Here is a 16236-nt window from a genome sequence, read left to right as displayed (position 1 = left end):
CGTTCTCGGTCTTTGCTGCCGCCTCCTTCCGATGTCCGCCGCATCAGGTCAAGCGGCGTGAGGCCCTGGCACAACTCATGCGCCCTGGCAAAAGCCAAGCCTTGCCGGTGATCGAAGCAACGTTCGAAGCGTGCGCCCACCCAACCGCAAGCAGGTTGGGCGCGTCGTCCAGAGAAACTGCGCAGTCCAAACAGCAGACAACGCCTGCTCCAGCGTTACCGGAGCAGGCGAAGCGCCCTCGCCTATGCATTCACCCAGCATTTGGTCAGCGCATGGCCGCCCATCAGCTCGCCATTGGGATCGTCGACCCAGCCGCCGACCTTGGTGCCGGTCGCGTCGATGTAGTTGTTGAACATCGGCACGATGACGCCGCCCTCGTCGCGCAGGATCACGGCTGCCTGACGGTAGAGGTCCTTGCGCCTGGCCTGGTCGAGCTCGCCGCGCGCCGACAGGATCAGCTTGTCGAAATCGTCGCGGAAGAAGCGGGTGTCATTCCACTCGGCCTTGGACAGATAGGCGATGGAATAGACCTGGTCCTGCGTCGGCCTGCCGGTCCAGTAGGACATCGAGAAGGGCTGCTTGTTCCACACTTCCGACCAGTAGCCGTCGCCCGGCTGGCGCTTGACCTCGAGCGTTATGCCGGCCTTGGCCGCACTCTGCTGGTAGAGCTGGGCGGCATCGACAGCACCTGGGAAGGCGACGTCGGAGGTCCGCAGCAGCACCGGGCCGCTATGACCCGACCTCTTGTAGTGGAACGCCGCCTTGTCAGGATCGTAGGCGCGCTGCTCGATGTCGTCGGAGAACATCGCATAGGCCTTGGTCACCGGCATGTCGTTGCCGATCGAGCCGTAGCCGCTCAGCACCTTCTTGACCATCTCCTCGCGGTCGACGGCATATTTCAGCGCCAGCCTCAGATCGTTGTTGTCGAAGGGTGCGGTGTTGCAATGAGCGATGAAGACGTAGTGGCCCTTGCCCGGCACGTTGCGGATCTCTACGCCCGGCACGCGCTTGATCAGGTCGACGATCTTCGGTTCGACCCGGTTGATCAGATCGACCTGGCCGCCCTGAAGTGCGGCAGTGCGCGCTGTCGCGTCGTTGATCACAACGATCTCGATCTGGTCGGCATGGCCGCGCTTGTCGGAACCCCAGTAGTTCTTGCTCAACTCGCCGACATGGCGCACGCCCGGCTCGTTGACCATCACCTTGTAGGGGCCGGTGCCGATGCCTTCGGTCGGATTGTCCTTGCCGCCATTTGGCTGAATCATGAGGTGATAGTCGCTGACCACGTAAGGCAGGTCGGCATTGGCCTCCTTGAGCTGGATGACGACATAGTCGCCGTCGACCTTCATGCTTTCGAACTGGCTGACGAAGGCAAGTGCCGCCGATTTCGAATTGGCGTCGGCATGGCGCTCCAGCGTCGCCATCACGTCATCAGGCGTAAGCTCCTTGCCATTGTGGAAGGTCACGCCCTTGCGGATCTTGAAATGCCAGGTCTTGGCGTCGTCGGAGGCTTCGTAGCTTTCGGCCAGGCGCGGCTCGATCTCGCCCGCCGGCGACACTTCCAGCATCTGCTCGCCCCAGCTGCGGCCAAGCGTGTAGGGCACCTGGCTCGCCCATGTCGCCGGGTCGAGGCTGTCGGTGGCGGCACCGCCGACCATGCCGGCCTTGAGCACGCCGCCCTTGACCGGCGCTTGCGCTTGTGCGGCACCGGCCAGCAGCGTGTTGGCCGAAAGGCCCATGACTCCAAGGGCTGCGGCACGGCCGAGAAAGTCGCGGCGCGACATCAGTCCACTGACGACGAGACGGCTGAGATGGTCGAGTTCACGAGACATTGGACTGCGTTCCTCCAGATGGGCGCGACTTGATGTCGTCATGGTTCCCCAACGTAATATTGAGTGGCGGGCCGCTTCACGCTGCCCGCCGGACGCGACATCTGATGGCGCTTTTGGAATAGCTGGCTTTTCTGCTGCCGCCGCATCAACCCTTGCCTTGCAAGGCTCTTGCCCTGCCTTCAAAGCCGTGTGACGATGTCGCCAACGGGGAGGAAGTTCTCAGACGAATTTGCCCGCGACGGCCGCACAGGCCGGCCGCCGCATTCAGGGAAAAATGCCTGAGTGGAGGTCAGCTCTCATGGGTAGTCGCGCCGGAGGAAGACGCACGGGACCGAAGTGCATCGCCATCGTCGGTCCCTTCGCCAGCGGTAAAACCACACTTCTCGAAGCCCTTCTCGCCCGCACGGGCGCCATTTCCAAGCAGCACCCGGTCGCCTCCGGCAACACGGTCTCCGACCACTCGGCCGAGGCCAAGGCGCATGCCATGAGCGTCGAGGCGGTCTTCGCCACCACCCAGTTCATGGGCGAGGCCATCACCTTCGTCGACTGCCCCGGCTCGGTCGAGTTCGCCTTCGAGGCCGAGCCCATCCTTGCCGCCTGCGACCTCGCCGTCGTCGTCGCCGAGCCCGACGAGAAGAAGATCCCAGCCTTGCAGTTGATCATGCGCAAGCTCGACGATCTCGGCGTGCCGCGTATCCTGTTCCTCAATAAGATCGACAAGGCAGCCGCCGGCGTCCGCGACACGCTGAAGCTGCTGCAGCCGGTCAGCCGCACGCCGCTGCTCCTGCGTCAGATCCCGCTGCGCAAGGACGGCGTCGTCGTCGGTTCGATCGACCTCGCGTTGGAGCGCGCCTACATCTACCGCGAATATGCCGAGAGCGAGATCGCCGACATCCCAAGCGACGACAAGGCGCGCGAACTCGAAGCCCGCTTCGCCATGCTGGAAACCCTCGCCGACCATGACGACCAGTTGATGGAGCAGTTGCTCGAGGAGATCGAGCCGCCCAAAGATGAAATCTTCGATGACCTTGCCGCCGACCTGCGCGACGGCGCGGTCACGCCGGTGCTGATCGGCTCGGCCGAAAAGGGCAATGGCGCGCTGCGCCTGCTCAAGGCGATCCGCCACGACGCCCCCGACATCGAGGCAACGCGCAAGCGCCTCGGCATATCCGACGGCAGCGCTGCGGTCGTCCAGGTCATGAAGACCATCCACACCTCCCACGCCGGCAAGCTGTCGGTGTCGCGCATCCTGTCCGGCCAGGTCGCCGATGGTACGGAGCTCTGGCTCAACGCCACCGACACCTCGAAGGTCTCGGGCATTTACCGCTTGCTCGGCAAGGACCAGTCCAAGCAGTCGGGCGCCGGCGCCGGCGACACCGTCGCGCTCGGCAAGCTCGAACATGCCGCGACCGGCCAGACGCTGACCACGGCCAAGGGCGGCATCAAGCCGCTGGTCAAACTGGAGCCGCCCAAGCCGGTCTATGCCTTTGCGCTGCGCCCCAAGGAGCGCAAGGACGAGGTCAAGATGTCGGCGGCGATCCAGCGCCTGGCCGAGGAAGATCCCTCGCTCACCTTGCACCACAACCAGGACTCGGCGGAAACTGTTCTATCCGGCCATGGCGAGATGCATCTGAGGGTGGTGCGCGAGCGGCTCGAAGGCCGCAATCAGATCGCCGTCGAGGGTCACGCGCCGGCGGTGCCCTATCGCGAGACCATTCGCAAATCGGTCCAGCAGCGCGGCCGCCACAAGAAGCAATCGGGCGGTCACGGCCAGTTCGGTGATGTCGTCATCGAGATCAAGCCGCTGCCGCGCGGCTCGGGTTTCGAGTTCACCGACACCATCACAGGCGGCGTCGTGCCCAAGCAATACATCCAGTCGGTCGAAGCAGGCGCGCGCGACTTCCTCAAGACCGGCCCGCTCGGCTTCCCCGTCGTCGACATCGCCATCAACCTGTCTGACGGTTCGTTTCACTCGGTCGATTCCTCCGACATGGCGTTCCAGATGGCGGCGAAGATCGCGATGAAGGAGGGTATGCCGAGTTGCTCGCCGGTGCTGCTCGAACCGGTCATGAAGGTCGAGATCTTCACCCCCTCCGATGCCACGGCGCGCATCATCGCACTGGTGCCGCAGCGCCGCGGCCAGATCCTCGGCTACGACGCCCGCACCGATTGGCCCGGCTGGGATGTCGTCGAGGCGACAATGCCGCAATCGGAGATCGGCGACCTGATCATCGAGCTGCGCTCAGCCACCGCCGGTGCCGCCACCTACCGCGCCGAGTTCGACCACATGGCCGAACTCACCGGCCGCCTCGCCGACGAAGCGATGCAGTCGGGCGGCAAGGCCGCGTGAGATCAGCAGCCGGGCGGTCCACGCGGGTCGTCCGGCAGCTCTCCTCACGCTCTGTTGATCTCCCATCCGGGACGGCGCTGTAACGCGACGACGTTTCCACGCGTATGTGAACGTGACAGCGTTGATTTCGCCGTCCGCAGGGGCGACCTTGCGGCCAGCCTATTGGAGAGCAAGCATGGCATTCATTCACCGCCGACCGTCCTGGGCAATTCCGGAAGCGCTGGCGACACCCGAGCACATCTTCCTCAACCGCCGCAGCATTCTGGCCGGCATGGGGCTTGGGCTCGCGGCCGCAGCCCTGCCCCGCAAGGCGCGCGCCGAGGAGGCCGATCCGACCGCCGATCTCTATCCGGCCAAGCCGAATGCCACCTACAAGCTCGACCGTGCGCTGACGCCCGAAGCGATCAACGCCAACTACAACAACTTCTACGAATACGGCACCTACAAGGAAATCGCGGCCAACGCCCAGCAGCTCAAGACGCGGCCGTGGGACATCCAGATCGGCGGCCTTGTCGACAAGCCGATGACGCTTGCCATCGACGACCTGATCCGCAAATTCCCGCTCGAGACGCGGCTCTACCGCCACCGCTGCGTCGAGGCCTGGTCGATGACCATCCCGTGGAGCGGCTTCCCGCTGAAGGCGCTTGTCGCCATGGCGAGCCCCAAGACGGATGCAAAATTCATCCGCTTCGAGACCTTCCTCGATCCGTCCATGGCGCCCGGCCAGAACGACTTCGTCTATCCCTGGCCCTATGTCGAAGGCGTCACCATCGAGGAAGCGGCGCTCGACCTGCCTTTCCTCGTCACCGGCGCCTATGACAAGCCGCTGGCCAAGCAGTTTGGCGCGCCGATACGGCTCGTCCTGCCGTGGAAATACGGCTTCAAGTCGATCAAGTCGATCCGCAAGATCGACTTCGTCGCCGAACAACCGGTGGGCCTGTGGGAAGCGATCCAGCCGAGCGAATACGGTTTCTGGGCGAACGTGAATCCCGAGGTCCCGCACCCGCGCTGGAGCCAGGCCAAGGAGCGCGTGCTCGGCACCGGCGAACAGGTGCCGACACAGCTGTTCAACGGCTATGCCGCCGAAATAGGTCAGCTCTACGCAGGCAAGGATCCCGCCAAGCTTTACATGTGATCCCACCTGCATGCCCTCGAAAAATCGAAGCGATTGTCGAGAGGGATCATGCAGTGTCAAAAAGAACTTGGGAGGTGTCCGCGCGCCAGTTTGTGCGCGCGGTGCCCTACTCCGCTTTCGCCTCGACATGCCACCATTTTGGCCGACCACCCTTGAACGAGTGGCTCTTCGGCATGAGCTCAATCGCGCCGGGCTTGTCGAAGACGCCGAGCAGCAGTGCGACCACGGGCGCGTCGTCGATAGCGCCGAATGAGCTGCCGCAGCCCGGGCAGAAGGCGCGACTGGAATAGTCGGACGAGCGATAGACCGATGGCGCGCCGCCCGGCCCGGTCCACGTCACGCGGTCGCTTGGAAATTCGACCCAGGAAGCGGTCAGCGAACCTGTGTGGCGCTGGCACATGCGGCACGAGCATGTATGCGGCTTCCCGGCCGGTCCGGTCGCCTCGAAGCGGACTGCGCCGCACAGGCAGCCGCCACCAAAGACCTTGGCCTTGGCCACACCCGCCTTGCTCGCGCCCTTGGCCGCATCTGTCATGCTCATAAATGTCCCCCCCAAATGATCCATCTGGCCGCGCCTGGCAAAATATGGATTCGCAGCAATGTCGCCCAGCCTTGACCGGCCGCCGACAAAACAAAAGCGGCGCCCGAGGATATCCTCGGACACCGCTTTTTTGCGGACCGTTCCGCGGGAGGCGGGACGGCAGGTCCGCCGCTACGTGGCCAACGTCTTGGGTCGTCGGCAATCTGCTGGACGCGGCGCGTTGCCTGAACCTGGCGCGCACGGGTGATGCCCCCATCTCCCGACGCACCATCACCGCGTCCATGTAAAAACTAGGCGCGTCCCGGGGTACGGGGAATGTTACCGGGGGTTACATGTCACTGTTACGCGGGAGGTTTGGCCTGTTTCAGGCAACAAAAAAGCCGGATCCAAGAAGATCCGGCTGAGTTTGTTTGGAAGTGCCGATTAAGGCTAACCTCCAGAGGGGAACACTCGAGGGCGCTAATGGGAGGAGGAACGCGCCCTGGAGATGATCAATATATGTGCTCTCCTTGCCCAACAAACAAGCATCTATTTTGCAATGCACGCATGCAAAAACATACAGGCTGTGGTCTAACGACGTTAGAAGCCCGATAGGACCAGTTTTCGCCCCGAAAATCGCAGCGTGAGCATGCTGCAATGCACAACAAACAGCCGTGGCGACGCCAAGGATGACCTGAAATGCCCCGCGCCGGGAGATGCTGGCAAATCGGGCACGGCACGCTCATAGTTGCGGCGAAAGCCAAGCCAATAGGCAACATGCGGAATTTTCGACCTGAGAGATCAAGAGGAGTGCAAGCCTCGCGCAAACCGTCCGCCATCCTCGGCAGCGCCATCTTCTTCATCACGGCACCTGGTGTCGTCGCCGGCCTCGTGCCGTGGCTCGCGAGCGGGCGCTACGGCCTGCCGGTGGCGTCGTGGCCACTCGCCATCCTGGGCGCCGCGCTGGTCGCTGTCGGCCTCGGCGTGGTGCTGCACGCCTTCGCCCGTTTCGCGCTGGAAGGGCTCGGCACCCCTGCCCCGATCGCGCCGACGGACAGGCTGGTGGTCGGCGGCGTCTACCGCCACGTGCGCAACCCGATGTATGTCGCCGTGCTGTCGATCATCCTCGGTCAGGCGCTGATCTTTGCATCTTGGCAGCTTGCCGCCTATGCCGTCATCATGGGCGCTGTGATGGCGACCTTCGTCCGGATCTATGAGGAGCCGGTTCTGCTGCGGCAATACGGTGCCGACTATGAAGCTTACCGCCAAAACGTTCCCGGCTGGCTGCCCCGGCTCACGCCCTGGCGTGGAGCTTAGGCCGGAAGAAGATCGGCCAGCCGGAAACGATGTCGGCAGGCGAAGGTTCAGCCGCTCGGCATGCCCGCGAAGGCCACGAGATCGGGATCGATCCTGTCCCAGGCGTGGCCTCGGGCACTGTAGGTCAGCACCTGAGGCTGGAACTGGCCCGGATCATCCAGGCTGCCGGCATGGATCGCGATCGCTTCCGGCGCTGCGGCGAAGGTCACGAACACAGGCGTTCCGCACTCAGGGCAGAAGCCATGGATCTTGTCCTTGCCGCTGTCGGCCACGACCCGCCAATGCTTTGCTTCGCCCGTCATCGCCATCTCGGCGCGCCGGGCAAAGGTCAGGTACGAGCCATGCCCGGTGCCGCTACGCTTCTGGCAATCCAGGCACTGGCAGTGGTTCTGGAAGATCGGCTCGTTTGTCGTCTCGTAGCGGACAGCACCACAGGCGCAGCCGCCGGCATAAAGCTTGGTCGTCATTGGGGGTCTCCGGGATGCGGGCAGCCGATCATGCCGTTTTTGGCTTGGCGAAAACGTCGAGGGGGCGTCCCGTTTCGAGGAAGGATTTCAGGCTGGACAGAACGATCGGCCAGCCCTTGCTGATGCCTTTCGCCATGCCACTGCCGGCTTCGAGTTCGTCATGGGTAACGGTCAGCCGAACCATGGTGTCGTATTCATCGATGTCGAACGTCACCCGACTGAAGCTTGCAGGATTTGCAGCCTCGGACGGGTCTGCCCAGGTCATGACGAGGCGGCTCGGCGGAACGGTCTCGACGACCTTGCCGACAACCTTGACGGCCCGCTCGCCATGGGCCTGGACATGCTCCCACGTCGAACCCGGATTCCAGTCGGAAATGTTTTCGTGGCCCCAGTAGCGCCTTGCGACATCCGGCTTGGTGATTGCCTCGAACACCTTGTCCGGTGTCGAGACGATGTAGGTCACGTAGACGAAGCTCGTCTTTTCCTGGCTGGTCATTGTTATTCTCCTTCGAGTTCTTTCTTCAGGTCATGCAGCAGGCTGAGCCGCTGGACCTCGAACTTGCGCACCCACCGCTCGTAAACCTCGTGGATCGGAACGGGGTTGATGAAATGCAGCTTCTCGCGGCCGCGCCGAACCGATGTGACCAGGTTGGCCGCCTCCAGTATTCCGAGATGCTGGGTGGCCGATTGCCGAGCCATATCGAGGTTTGCACACAACTCACCCAGCGACTGTCCGTTCTTTTCGAAGAGAAGATCGAGCAGCTTCCTGCGGGTCGGGTCGCTCAAGGCCTTGAATATGTCGTCGGCGTCCATCGTCCTCACTCACTGACCGCTATAGATATGCAGGCAAATACCTGCATGTCAAGTCATGCAGGTATTTACCTGCATATTAATGTGAACACCTTCGTCCGCTCGGGTTGTCGAGCGGTACAGCCTGCCCGGTCCACGCACAGGCGCCAGGTAGCCGGGAACAGGCCGATCAACGCAGCCGCATTGTCGCTTGGAACGGAAACCGATTGTCGGGGCGCGCCTGCGTCCACGCGTGGGAAAGCCTGCCCTCGCCGAAACGAGGGCTTTTCGCAGCGGGCGTGATCGGAGTGGGAGCCTAGTAGGCCCAGCTCCTGGCCTTGGCGATGACGAAGTCGCGGAAGACGTGCAGCTTGGCCTGCTCGCGCATGGCGTCGGGATAGGCGAAATAGGTGTCGAAGGACGGCACCTCGGTTTCGGGCAGGAGTTGCACCAGTCCGGCATCCTTGCCGATGACATAGTCGGGCAGCATGGCGATGCCGGCACCCGTCTGCACCGCCTTCTTGATCGACAGGATGTCATTGATCTGCAGCGTCGGCACACGCTGGCCGCCCTCGAAGTCGCCGACGGTTTCCAGCCAGTTGAGCTCGCTCAGATGCGTCGGCACCGGCACGCCGAAGGTAACGATACGGTGGTTCTTGAGGTCGGCGATAGATGTCGGCTTGCCGTATTTGTTGACGTAGGCCGGCGACGCATAAAGGTGGAAATGCACCGTGAACAGCCGGCGCTGTATCAGGTCCGGCTGCTGCGGCTGACGCAGGCGGATTGCGCAATCGGCCTGGCGCATGGTCAGGTCCAGCTCCTCATTGGCGAGGATCAGCTGGATCTGGATATCGGGATAGAGCTCGAGAAACTCCTGGATGCGCTCGGTCAGCCAGCCGGCGCCGAGGCCGACGGTCGTCGTCACCTTGAGCACACCAGACGGCCGGTCCTTGGTTTCGGTCAGCCGCGTCTTGATCGTCTCGAGCTTCATCAAGACGTCATGCGCCGTGCGGAACAGCATCTCGCCCTGCTCGGTCAGCACCAAGCCGCGCGCGTGCCGGTGAAACAGGGGCACGCCGATGTCGTGTTCGAGCGCGCTCACCTGACGCGAAATCGCCGACTGCGACAGCCTCAGCGTCTCCGCCGCGTGCGTGAAAGAGCCAGCCTCCGCCGCTGCGTGGAACACGCGCAACTTATCCCAATCCAACGCCATTTTTCCCCTCGTTTATAAGGCGTTTGGTCGGCCTATTCGGCCGCTTCGCGATGCACTTCAACTCCCGCCAGATACTTCTCGGCTTCAAGCGCTGCCATGCAGCCAAGACCTGCCGCCGTCACCGCCTGGCGATAGATGTCGTCGGTCACGTCGCCGGCGGCGAACACGCCCGCAACGTTGGTCCGCGTCGAATTCGGCTCGGTCCAGAGATAGCCGTTCGGCTTCTGCTTGAGCTTGCCGACGAACAGCTCGACCGCCGGTGCATGGCCGATCGCCACGAACACGCCGTCCGTAGTCATTTCGGTGATGGCGCCGGTATGCACATTCTTCAGCCTCACGCCGTTGACCGACGGCGGCAGCGGCTTCTGCGCCGGCGCACCGACAATCTCCTCGACTGCCGAGTCCCAGATCACCTTGATGTTGGCCTTGGCAAACAGCCGTTCCTGCAGGATGCGCTCGGCGCGGAAATGGTCGCGACGATGAACGACGGTCACCGTCTTGGCCAGATTGGAGAGATAGAGCGCCTCTTCGACCGCCGAATTGCCGCCGCCGACGACCACCACGTCCTTGCCGCGATAGAAGAAGCCGTCGCAAGTGGCGCAAGCCGAAACGCCAAAACCCTGGAACACCTGCTCGGAAGGCAGGCCCAGCCACTTGGCCTGAGCACCGGTGGCGATGATCAGCGCGTCGGCGGTGTAGATGGTTCCGGAATCGCCCTTGGCGCGGAACGGCCTGACGTCGAGATCGACCTCGGTGATGATGTCGTTGATCATCTCGGTGCCGACATGCTCGGCCTGCAGGCGCATCTGCTCCATCAGCCACGGGCCCTGGATCGGCTCGGCGAAGCCGGGATAGTTTTCGACCTCGGTGGTGATCATCAGCTGGCCGCCCTGCTGGATGCCGGCGACGAGCACCGGTTTCAGCATGGCACGCGCCGCATAGATCGCGGCCGTGTATCCGGCAGGTCCGGAACCAATGATGAGAACTGGCGCATGTTTGGCGGTCATCGAAGGGCCTTCGTGGTCGATGGAAAATGCAGCAGCCGTCAAAACGGGCTGCGGATCGTCCCTAATCTAGGTGTTCACCCACACCCCGCGCAAGGCGGCAAGATGTTACTCCCCCGAAAGCTGCGCACCGAACGGTGCAATTGTTCCGTCTGCGGCGTTTCACCGGCCATGGGCTTCCCAAGGGCTTCGAGTAGTTTTATTACGTCATTGCGCAAGATTCTTGCGCAAACGCGGAGCACATATGCCGATCAAGGCCGACCTCGACGCCATCGACTGGAAGATTCTGCGTGAGCTTCAGGACGACGGCCGCATGACCAATGTCGAATTGTCGCGCCGCGTCGGTATCTCGGCGCCGCCCTGCCTGCGCCGCGTAAAGCGGCTGGAGGACGAAGGCATCATCCAGCGCTACCGCGCCCTGCTCAACGCGCCCGCGCTCGGCATGGACGTCGTCGCCTTCTGCCTCGTCGGCCTCAATCGCCAGTCGGAAGTCGACCTCAAGGCCTTCGCCGACCGCACCCGCAACTGGCCGATCGTCCGCAGCGCCTGGATGGTCTCGGGCGAATCCGACTTCATGCTGCACTGCCTCGCTCCCGACCTCGGCACCTTCCAGGGCTTCGTCATCGAGGAACTGACCTCCTCCCCCAACGTCGACACGGTGCGCACGGCGCTGACCATCAGGCAGGTCAAGGACGACGGCCTGGTGGCCATCTAGGCCCTACAACCCTCACTCTGCCTGCCAAGCGTTATGGCAGCAGCAGGATGTTTGTTTGGGCGATGCTGATCGGAAGGTCGACGACTTTCATCTCCGATTGGTTATGTCCATCGAAGATCATGCACTTTTCGTAGTAGCGCGACAGAAGCGCTATGAACTCACGAGCGGTTCCCGGTGGATAGACGCCAGGCGAGTACTCGAACATGACCGGCACGCGACGCTCGAAAAGTTCGTGCATCGATTGGCTGGCAAGGGGCTCCGCCCCTTCGATGTCCATCCACACGAAATCGATGTCGGCGGCAAGCACACCAGCCTCTGCAAGCACCTGCGCCATGGGCTTGATCGCGACCGCCACTTCACCTTCAGAATTTGGCAGCGGAAACAGACTGCTGCCGCCGAAATTGCCTTCAGCGCGATGCAAATTGCCTGTCGCGATATCGTTTCCGACCGCACAAGGGATGATGGTGACACGTTGCTCAAGATCGTTGTCCGCAACATTGCGCCGAAGCAAAGACAAGTTTCTCGGATCCGGCTCGACGGCGATAACCCTCGCTACTTTGCCAGACCGGCAAAAATACACCGTCTGAGTGCCGATGTTCGCGCCTATCTCCAGCACGGTCGCCCCACCGCTCGGCAAATAGCCTCGACGAGATAGGAAGGCGACCAATGCGTCAGAGAGATGCCGATCAAAATCTCCCGAGAGAAAAATACTTCTCCCGATGTACTCATGTGGCGAAAAAGACATGAAGTGGTCATCGAATTTCATAGTGACCGAGGTGACGTTCGTCAAAAGCACCTCGGATGAAACGCGTCGGCCATGCTTGCCGGAAACCAGTTTCCGGATGAACGCAACCTTCCAATTTCTCAGGGCGTTTTCTATTCCCTTTAAAGCGGCGATCTTCACAATCCCTCAATCCAAAACGTCTGTTTCAGTCCCGTATTTTCCAACGTCCAAATACATTGTCTGCAAAAATGACCTGTAGCCGGCCACAGGGGTAAACAAAACTCAGGAAAAAGGAACCCTGATCCGCTCAAGGCCGCGCAAGCGCGAGTTCAAGAACATCCACGCCTGCCGTAAGGGTCTCATGATTTCTCTTAGCGGCTTGCTCAGCCGCTCTTTTTGGCTCTTGAGTTCGGGCCGCTCATCTTCGAGAGTACTTTGGAAACCGACAACCTGGCTACCTGCTCCAACCAGCATATCCTGAATGCAGATTGCGGGCGTCAACTGGTAGATCGTAAGATCAGCCCAAGCCGTACAAGCCGGATTGAACATGAATTGATCGACCGGATCGACAAAATCCTCACTCAAAGCAATGAGCTTCTGAGCGGCCGACTTCGACAAGATGTAGCCGCTTGCACCAGTATGTGTTGACCGAAGCCTCTTGAGAGAACGTCCCAGGGCAAGCTTGTTGCCCGTTCTGTCGAGGAGGGCATGCACCCTGGTGGTCTCCAGCTTCACCACGTCGGCATCGCCAGGAATCCAGGCATCGTTGCTCAGCAATTCGGCGAGGCCGGATCCGAAATGGACGTCGTCCTCGAAGACCGCCCCATGGTTCTGCTCGGCGTTGGCGATCGCCTCCCAGCACGCCCGGTGGCTGAGAAAGCAGCCTGTTTCCCCAGGTCCGAGCTGGTAGATCAGCCCTGCCCGCTCAGGTCGGTGCAGTTTGCCCTCGGCAATCAGCTTCGCTCCGTCGACAGCCGGCATCCTTGTGAAGTCGAGGCCGAGATCGCTGAAGATCGTGGCCATACGCTGCAGGCGATCGGGCGAGCGATCCAGATTGATCAGGTAGATGTTCATTGGATGGTCGTTCAAATCCTGCCTCAACAAGTGGCCGGCGCCGGTCAGCGGAACCGCACCTTGCCCCATCGCTGCCCCCGAAGACCTGCGCCGACGGACGCGGCAAGGCGCCCAAGCGGTCTGGCAATCTCCCGCATCAGCTTTTCCGTGCCGCGCGCTTTTTCCTGCACCGGCCGTTCGTGTTTCAGCCCGCTGGCCAAGGCATCGGCGGCACCATCCTTGCCGACGACCACCTCCTGGACACAGATCGCCGGGTCGACCTGATAGATCGTCAGCGCATTCCAGGCGACGGAGACCGGATTGAACATGAACTGGTCGACCGGATCGGCGAAATCCGCGCTCAGTTCGAGCAGCTTGCGCGCCCCCTTGCGCGACACGATGTAGGCGCCCGTCCCCGGATGCGTATCGCGCAAGCGCCGTACCGAGCGGTCGCCGGCCCGGGCAGCACTGTCGCGGTCGACCAGCGTCCGCACCAAGGTGGTTTCAAGCTTCACCACGTCGGCATCGGCTGGAATCCAGCTGGTGTCGACAAGCAGTTCTCGTGCACCGGCCCCGAAGTGGACGTCATCCTCGAAAATCGCGGTGTACTCGCCGTCTGCCTTCGTCGCTGCGTCCCAACACTTGATATGGCTGAGAAAGCAGCCGATCTCGCCACTGCCCAGGTCGTAATACATGCCCCTGCGAGCCTGCCGGTCAGCCAGATCCCGGCCGTCGACGGCCGACACCCTGGTGAAGTCGAGCCCCAGCTCGCCAAACAGCGACGCCATGCGCTCGAGGCGCTGCGGTGCGCGGTCCAGATTGATGACAAAAATCTTCATTCCCGCGTACGCTTACCCTGCGCGCTGCGTGTCAGATCGCACCGTCAATTCAATGGACACCTTCTTGAACACCGACTGCCTGGCAGTCGCCAGCAGCGCCATGCGGAAGGGACTCGCCAGCTGGCGCCCGACCCGCCAAAATTCATGCGTGAGCTTCGCGATCCCTCGCCGTCTTGCGGAACGAGGATCGCTGCGGTGAAACTGGCGCCGGTCCTGGGCAATCTGGCTCGTCAGCGAGCCGCCGACGGTAGCGTTCGGCGCCCACATGTCTTGAATGCAGGCCGCCGGCATCAGCTGCAGCACCACGAGTTCATCAAGGATGCCACGCTCCGGAGAATAAAGAATGACGTCGGCTGGTTCGCAGTGGCGCTCGGTATAGCCGAGCAGGCGGCGCGCGGCAGTCCTCGACACGAAGTAGCCTGCCGACCCCAGTTGCGCCGATTTCAGCCTGCGCAGTTCGTGTCCGGCAGGCTCGCCCCAGGTCTTGTGGGACAATTCGGCCCGGGCCAGATCCGTTTCGGCCCTGACCAGATCCACCCCCGCCGGAATCCAGCGGTCGGACTTCAGGAAGCTCGCGGCATCGGCGGAGAAATGGATGTCGTCTTCGGCGACGAAAGCCCAGTCGTCATCGCCTTCGGCCACCAGCGCCCACGCCTTGCGGTGGCTGAGCAGGCAGGCCACCTCGGCGGGCGACATCGAGTTGACGCCGGAGGACAGGCACCGCAGCCGCTCGAACTCCCGTTCGGGCAGCTGTTTGGCGTCGACCGCCGGCACACGGACTGTTGCAACGTCCATGCCGGCGACCTGCGCCATGAACCAATCGAGCCGGCCTGGCGACCGGTCGAGATTGATGAAATAGATTTTCAAAGCACGATCTCTACCATAGTCGTGCCCCCGACCCGCGGTTGCCATAAGGCAAGCGAGGGCGGGCAGCAAGCCGGGGGCGCATTGCGGTGCAATATAGAGCAACCTTGATCAAGAATTCAGCATTATTTCAGGCGCCCAAGTGTTTTTCCGCATTAATCGCCTTGTTGCAGCTTCCGGTGGAGAACCGGAAAGCAAAACTGACTTAATACGAGAAATTCAAAGCATTTAAGCGGGCGTTACATTAGAATCGGCGGAGAAACTCGGGCCAATGCGGCAAGCCGGTTCCAGGCCCCTGTCAGCCCTTCGCCCACACCTGGTCATAGATCTCGCGCAACCCGGCCGCCTCGTTTTCGAGCCGGAAGCGTGTGGAGACGTCTTCATGCCCGGCAGCGCCATGAGCCTCGGCAAGAGCCGGATCGGCGAGATATGGCCTGATCGCCTCGCGCAAGGCATTTCCGTCATTGGCGGCAACAAAATCGCCGGTCACGCCTCGCGTCACGATCTCCGAATAGGAGCCGGCGTCGCTGGCAACGACAGCCGTGCGCGATGCCATCGCCTCGAGCGGCGTCAGCCCGAAGCCTTCATTGCGCGACGGCGCGACATAGAGTGTGACGCGCCGGTACCACACGGCAACGTCGGGCACCTCGCCGAGCAGCAGGATCCGTTCCGACAAGCCGGCTGCCGCGATCCGCTGCCTTAGCTCGTCGCCGAAACCCTTGTGCTCCGCCGTGATGCGCCCGGTGATGACAGCCGTCCACTCGGGATAGTGCGGCAGCAACGCAATCATCGCATCGACGAACAGGTCGGTGCCCTTCGAATGCCTGACCCTGCCAAAGCAGCCGATGGCATATTTGCCGGGCAACCCCGCGGCTGCAAAGGCGTCGTCGGGCCCGCGCGGCGGGTGGAACTTTTCGAGGTCGACCCCGTGCATCACCACCTTGTGCGGCACCTCGAGGAAACGCCCTGACATCAGGCTGGTCGCGATCACGCCATCCATCTGGCGGATCAGCCATTTGGTGAAGGGCCTGTGGTCGCGCTGTGCCGCTGAGGTGAACACCAGCCTGATCTGCGCCCGAAAGAAGTGGCGCAGGACAAGCCCTGCCACCATCTCTGTGTTGCGCCTGGCGTGCCAGATGCGCGGCCGCCCGGTCTCAGGCCGCCTGAGCAGCCAAGGCAGTTGCCACCAGCGCATCTTGGGCAGGCTGTCGGGCAGACCAGGCCCGAACACGGCAATGCCGAGGTTGCGCGCCTGCACCGGCACCAGTTGCACGATGGTGCTGGTGACGCCGGAAAGCCGCTGCTTGAGATTGGGCGCGATCACTTCGGTGCGCGCCATGTCGACCGCGCCGGCGTTTTCGGCGCGGTTGCCTGCCTTGTTCATCGTGTCTGATCCGGCATCGCCACAGCCAAT

General features: G+C 62.5%; 16 protein-coding genes. 4 read left to right on the top strand and 12 right to left on the bottom strand.

Features of this window, described 5'->3' with window-relative positions; genetic code table 11:
- Window positions 1–242: 242 nt before the first annotated feature.
- Window positions 243–1832: an ABC transporter substrate-binding protein gene (locus IG197_RS23070; RefSeq protein WP_192315158.1), complete on the bottom strand. Its 1590-nt coding sequence runs from the start codon at window positions 1830–1832 to the stop codon at window positions 243–245.
- A gap of 298 nt (window positions 1833–2130) precedes the next feature.
- Between IG197_RS23070 and IG197_RS23065 the strand changes: the two genes are divergently transcribed.
- Window positions 2131–4182, top strand: coding sequence for an elongation factor G (locus IG197_RS23065; protein WP_192315156.1), 2052 nt, complete (start codon window positions 2131–2133; stop codon window positions 4180–4182).
- Between the two features lie 175 nt (window positions 4183–4357).
- Window positions 4358–5317, top strand: a complete 960-nt coding sequence (gene msrP, locus IG197_RS23060; protein ID WP_067959687.1) for a protein-methionine-sulfoxide reductase catalytic subunit MsrP — start codon at window positions 4358–4360, stop codon at window positions 5315–5317.
- A gap of 106 nt (window positions 5318–5423) precedes the next feature.
- On the opposite strand, the gene IG197_RS23055 is transcribed toward msrP, so the two are convergent.
- Entirely contained in the window at window positions 5424–5858 is a 435-nt protein-coding gene (locus IG197_RS23055) for a GFA family protein (protein ID WP_246765223.1), read from the bottom strand.
- 756 nt (window positions 5859–6614) lie between these two features.
- On the opposite strand from IG197_RS23055, the gene IG197_RS23050 reads away from it, so the two are divergent.
- Entirely contained in the window at window positions 6615–7154 is a 540-nt protein-coding gene (locus IG197_RS23050; RefSeq protein WP_192315154.1) for an isoprenylcysteine carboxylmethyltransferase family protein, read from the top strand.
- A gap of 47 nt (window positions 7155–7201) precedes the next feature.
- On the opposite strand, the gene IG197_RS23045 is transcribed toward IG197_RS23050, so the two are convergent.
- The 5 genes from IG197_RS23045 to trxB form a co-directional block, all read right to left on the bottom strand.
- The gene (locus IG197_RS23045) at window positions 7202–7621 is read right to left on the bottom strand and encodes a GFA family protein (RefSeq protein WP_067959682.1); all 420 of its coding nucleotides are present in this window, start codon (window positions 7619–7621) and stop codon (window positions 7202–7204) included.
- Window positions 7622–7649: 28 nt separating this feature from the next.
- Window positions 7650–8117, bottom strand: a complete 468-nt coding sequence (locus IG197_RS23040) for an SRPBCC family protein (RefSeq protein WP_067959679.1) — start codon at window positions 8115–8117, stop codon at window positions 7650–7652.
- 2 nt (window positions 8118–8119) lie between these two features.
- A complete protein-coding gene (locus tag IG197_RS23035) occupies window positions 8120–8434 on the bottom strand; it encodes a helix-turn-helix transcriptional regulator (protein WP_067959677.1) in 315 nt (104 codons plus the stop codon).
- Between the two features lie 292 nt (window positions 8435–8726).
- The gene (locus tag IG197_RS23030; protein WP_067959672.1) at window positions 8727–9623 is read right to left on the bottom strand and encodes a LysR family transcriptional regulator; all 897 of its coding nucleotides are present in this window, start codon (window positions 9621–9623) and stop codon (window positions 8727–8729) included.
- A 32-nt stretch (window positions 9624–9655) separates the two neighbouring features.
- Entirely contained in the window at window positions 9656–10630 is a 975-nt protein-coding gene (trxB, locus tag IG197_RS23025) for a thioredoxin-disulfide reductase (RefSeq protein WP_154384817.1), read from the bottom strand.
- A gap of 241 nt (window positions 10631–10871) precedes the next feature.
- Between trxB and IG197_RS23020 the strand changes: the two genes are divergently transcribed.
- Window positions 10872–11342, top strand: coding sequence for an Lrp/AsnC family transcriptional regulator (locus tag IG197_RS23020; RefSeq protein WP_067959664.1), 471 nt, complete (start codon window positions 10872–10874; stop codon window positions 11340–11342).
- A 31-nt stretch (window positions 11343–11373) separates the two neighbouring features.
- Here the strand turns inward: IG197_RS23020 and IG197_RS23015 are convergent, their stop codons facing one another.
- From IG197_RS23015 to IG197_RS22995, 5 genes are all read right to left on the bottom strand, one after another.
- On the bottom strand, window positions 11374–12246 hold the full coding sequence (locus IG197_RS23015) for an FkbM family methyltransferase (protein WP_192315152.1): 873 nt from the start codon (window positions 12244–12246) through the stop codon (window positions 11374–11376).
- A gap of 102 nt (window positions 12247–12348) precedes the next feature.
- Window positions 12349–13140, bottom strand: a complete 792-nt coding sequence (locus tag IG197_RS23010) for a glycosyltransferase family 25 protein (RefSeq protein WP_192315150.1) — start codon at window positions 13138–13140, stop codon at window positions 12349–12351.
- Window positions 13141–13184: 44 nt separating this feature from the next.
- The gene (locus tag IG197_RS23005; RefSeq protein WP_192315148.1) at window positions 13185–13958 is read right to left on the bottom strand and encodes a glycosyltransferase family 25 protein; all 774 of its coding nucleotides are present in this window, start codon (window positions 13956–13958) and stop codon (window positions 13185–13187) included.
- Between the two features lie 12 nt (window positions 13959–13970).
- Window positions 13971–14825, bottom strand: coding sequence for a glycosyltransferase family 25 protein (locus IG197_RS23000; RefSeq protein ID WP_067959654.1), 855 nt, complete (start codon window positions 14823–14825; stop codon window positions 13971–13973).
- A 295-nt stretch (window positions 14826–15120) separates the two neighbouring features.
- On the bottom strand, window positions 15121–16206 hold the full coding sequence (locus IG197_RS22995; protein ID WP_371746483.1) for a glycosyltransferase family 4 protein: 1086 nt from the start codon (window positions 16204–16206) through the stop codon (window positions 15121–15123).
- Window positions 16207–16236: the final 30 nt, after the last annotated feature.

Origin of the sequence: Aminobacter sp. SR38 (assembly GCF_014843375.1) — a bacterium.
GTDB lineage: Bacteria > Pseudomonadota > Alphaproteobacteria > Rhizobiales > Rhizobiaceae > Aminobacter > Aminobacter ciceronei.
This window is presented reverse-complemented; position numbering and strand designations above follow the sequence as displayed.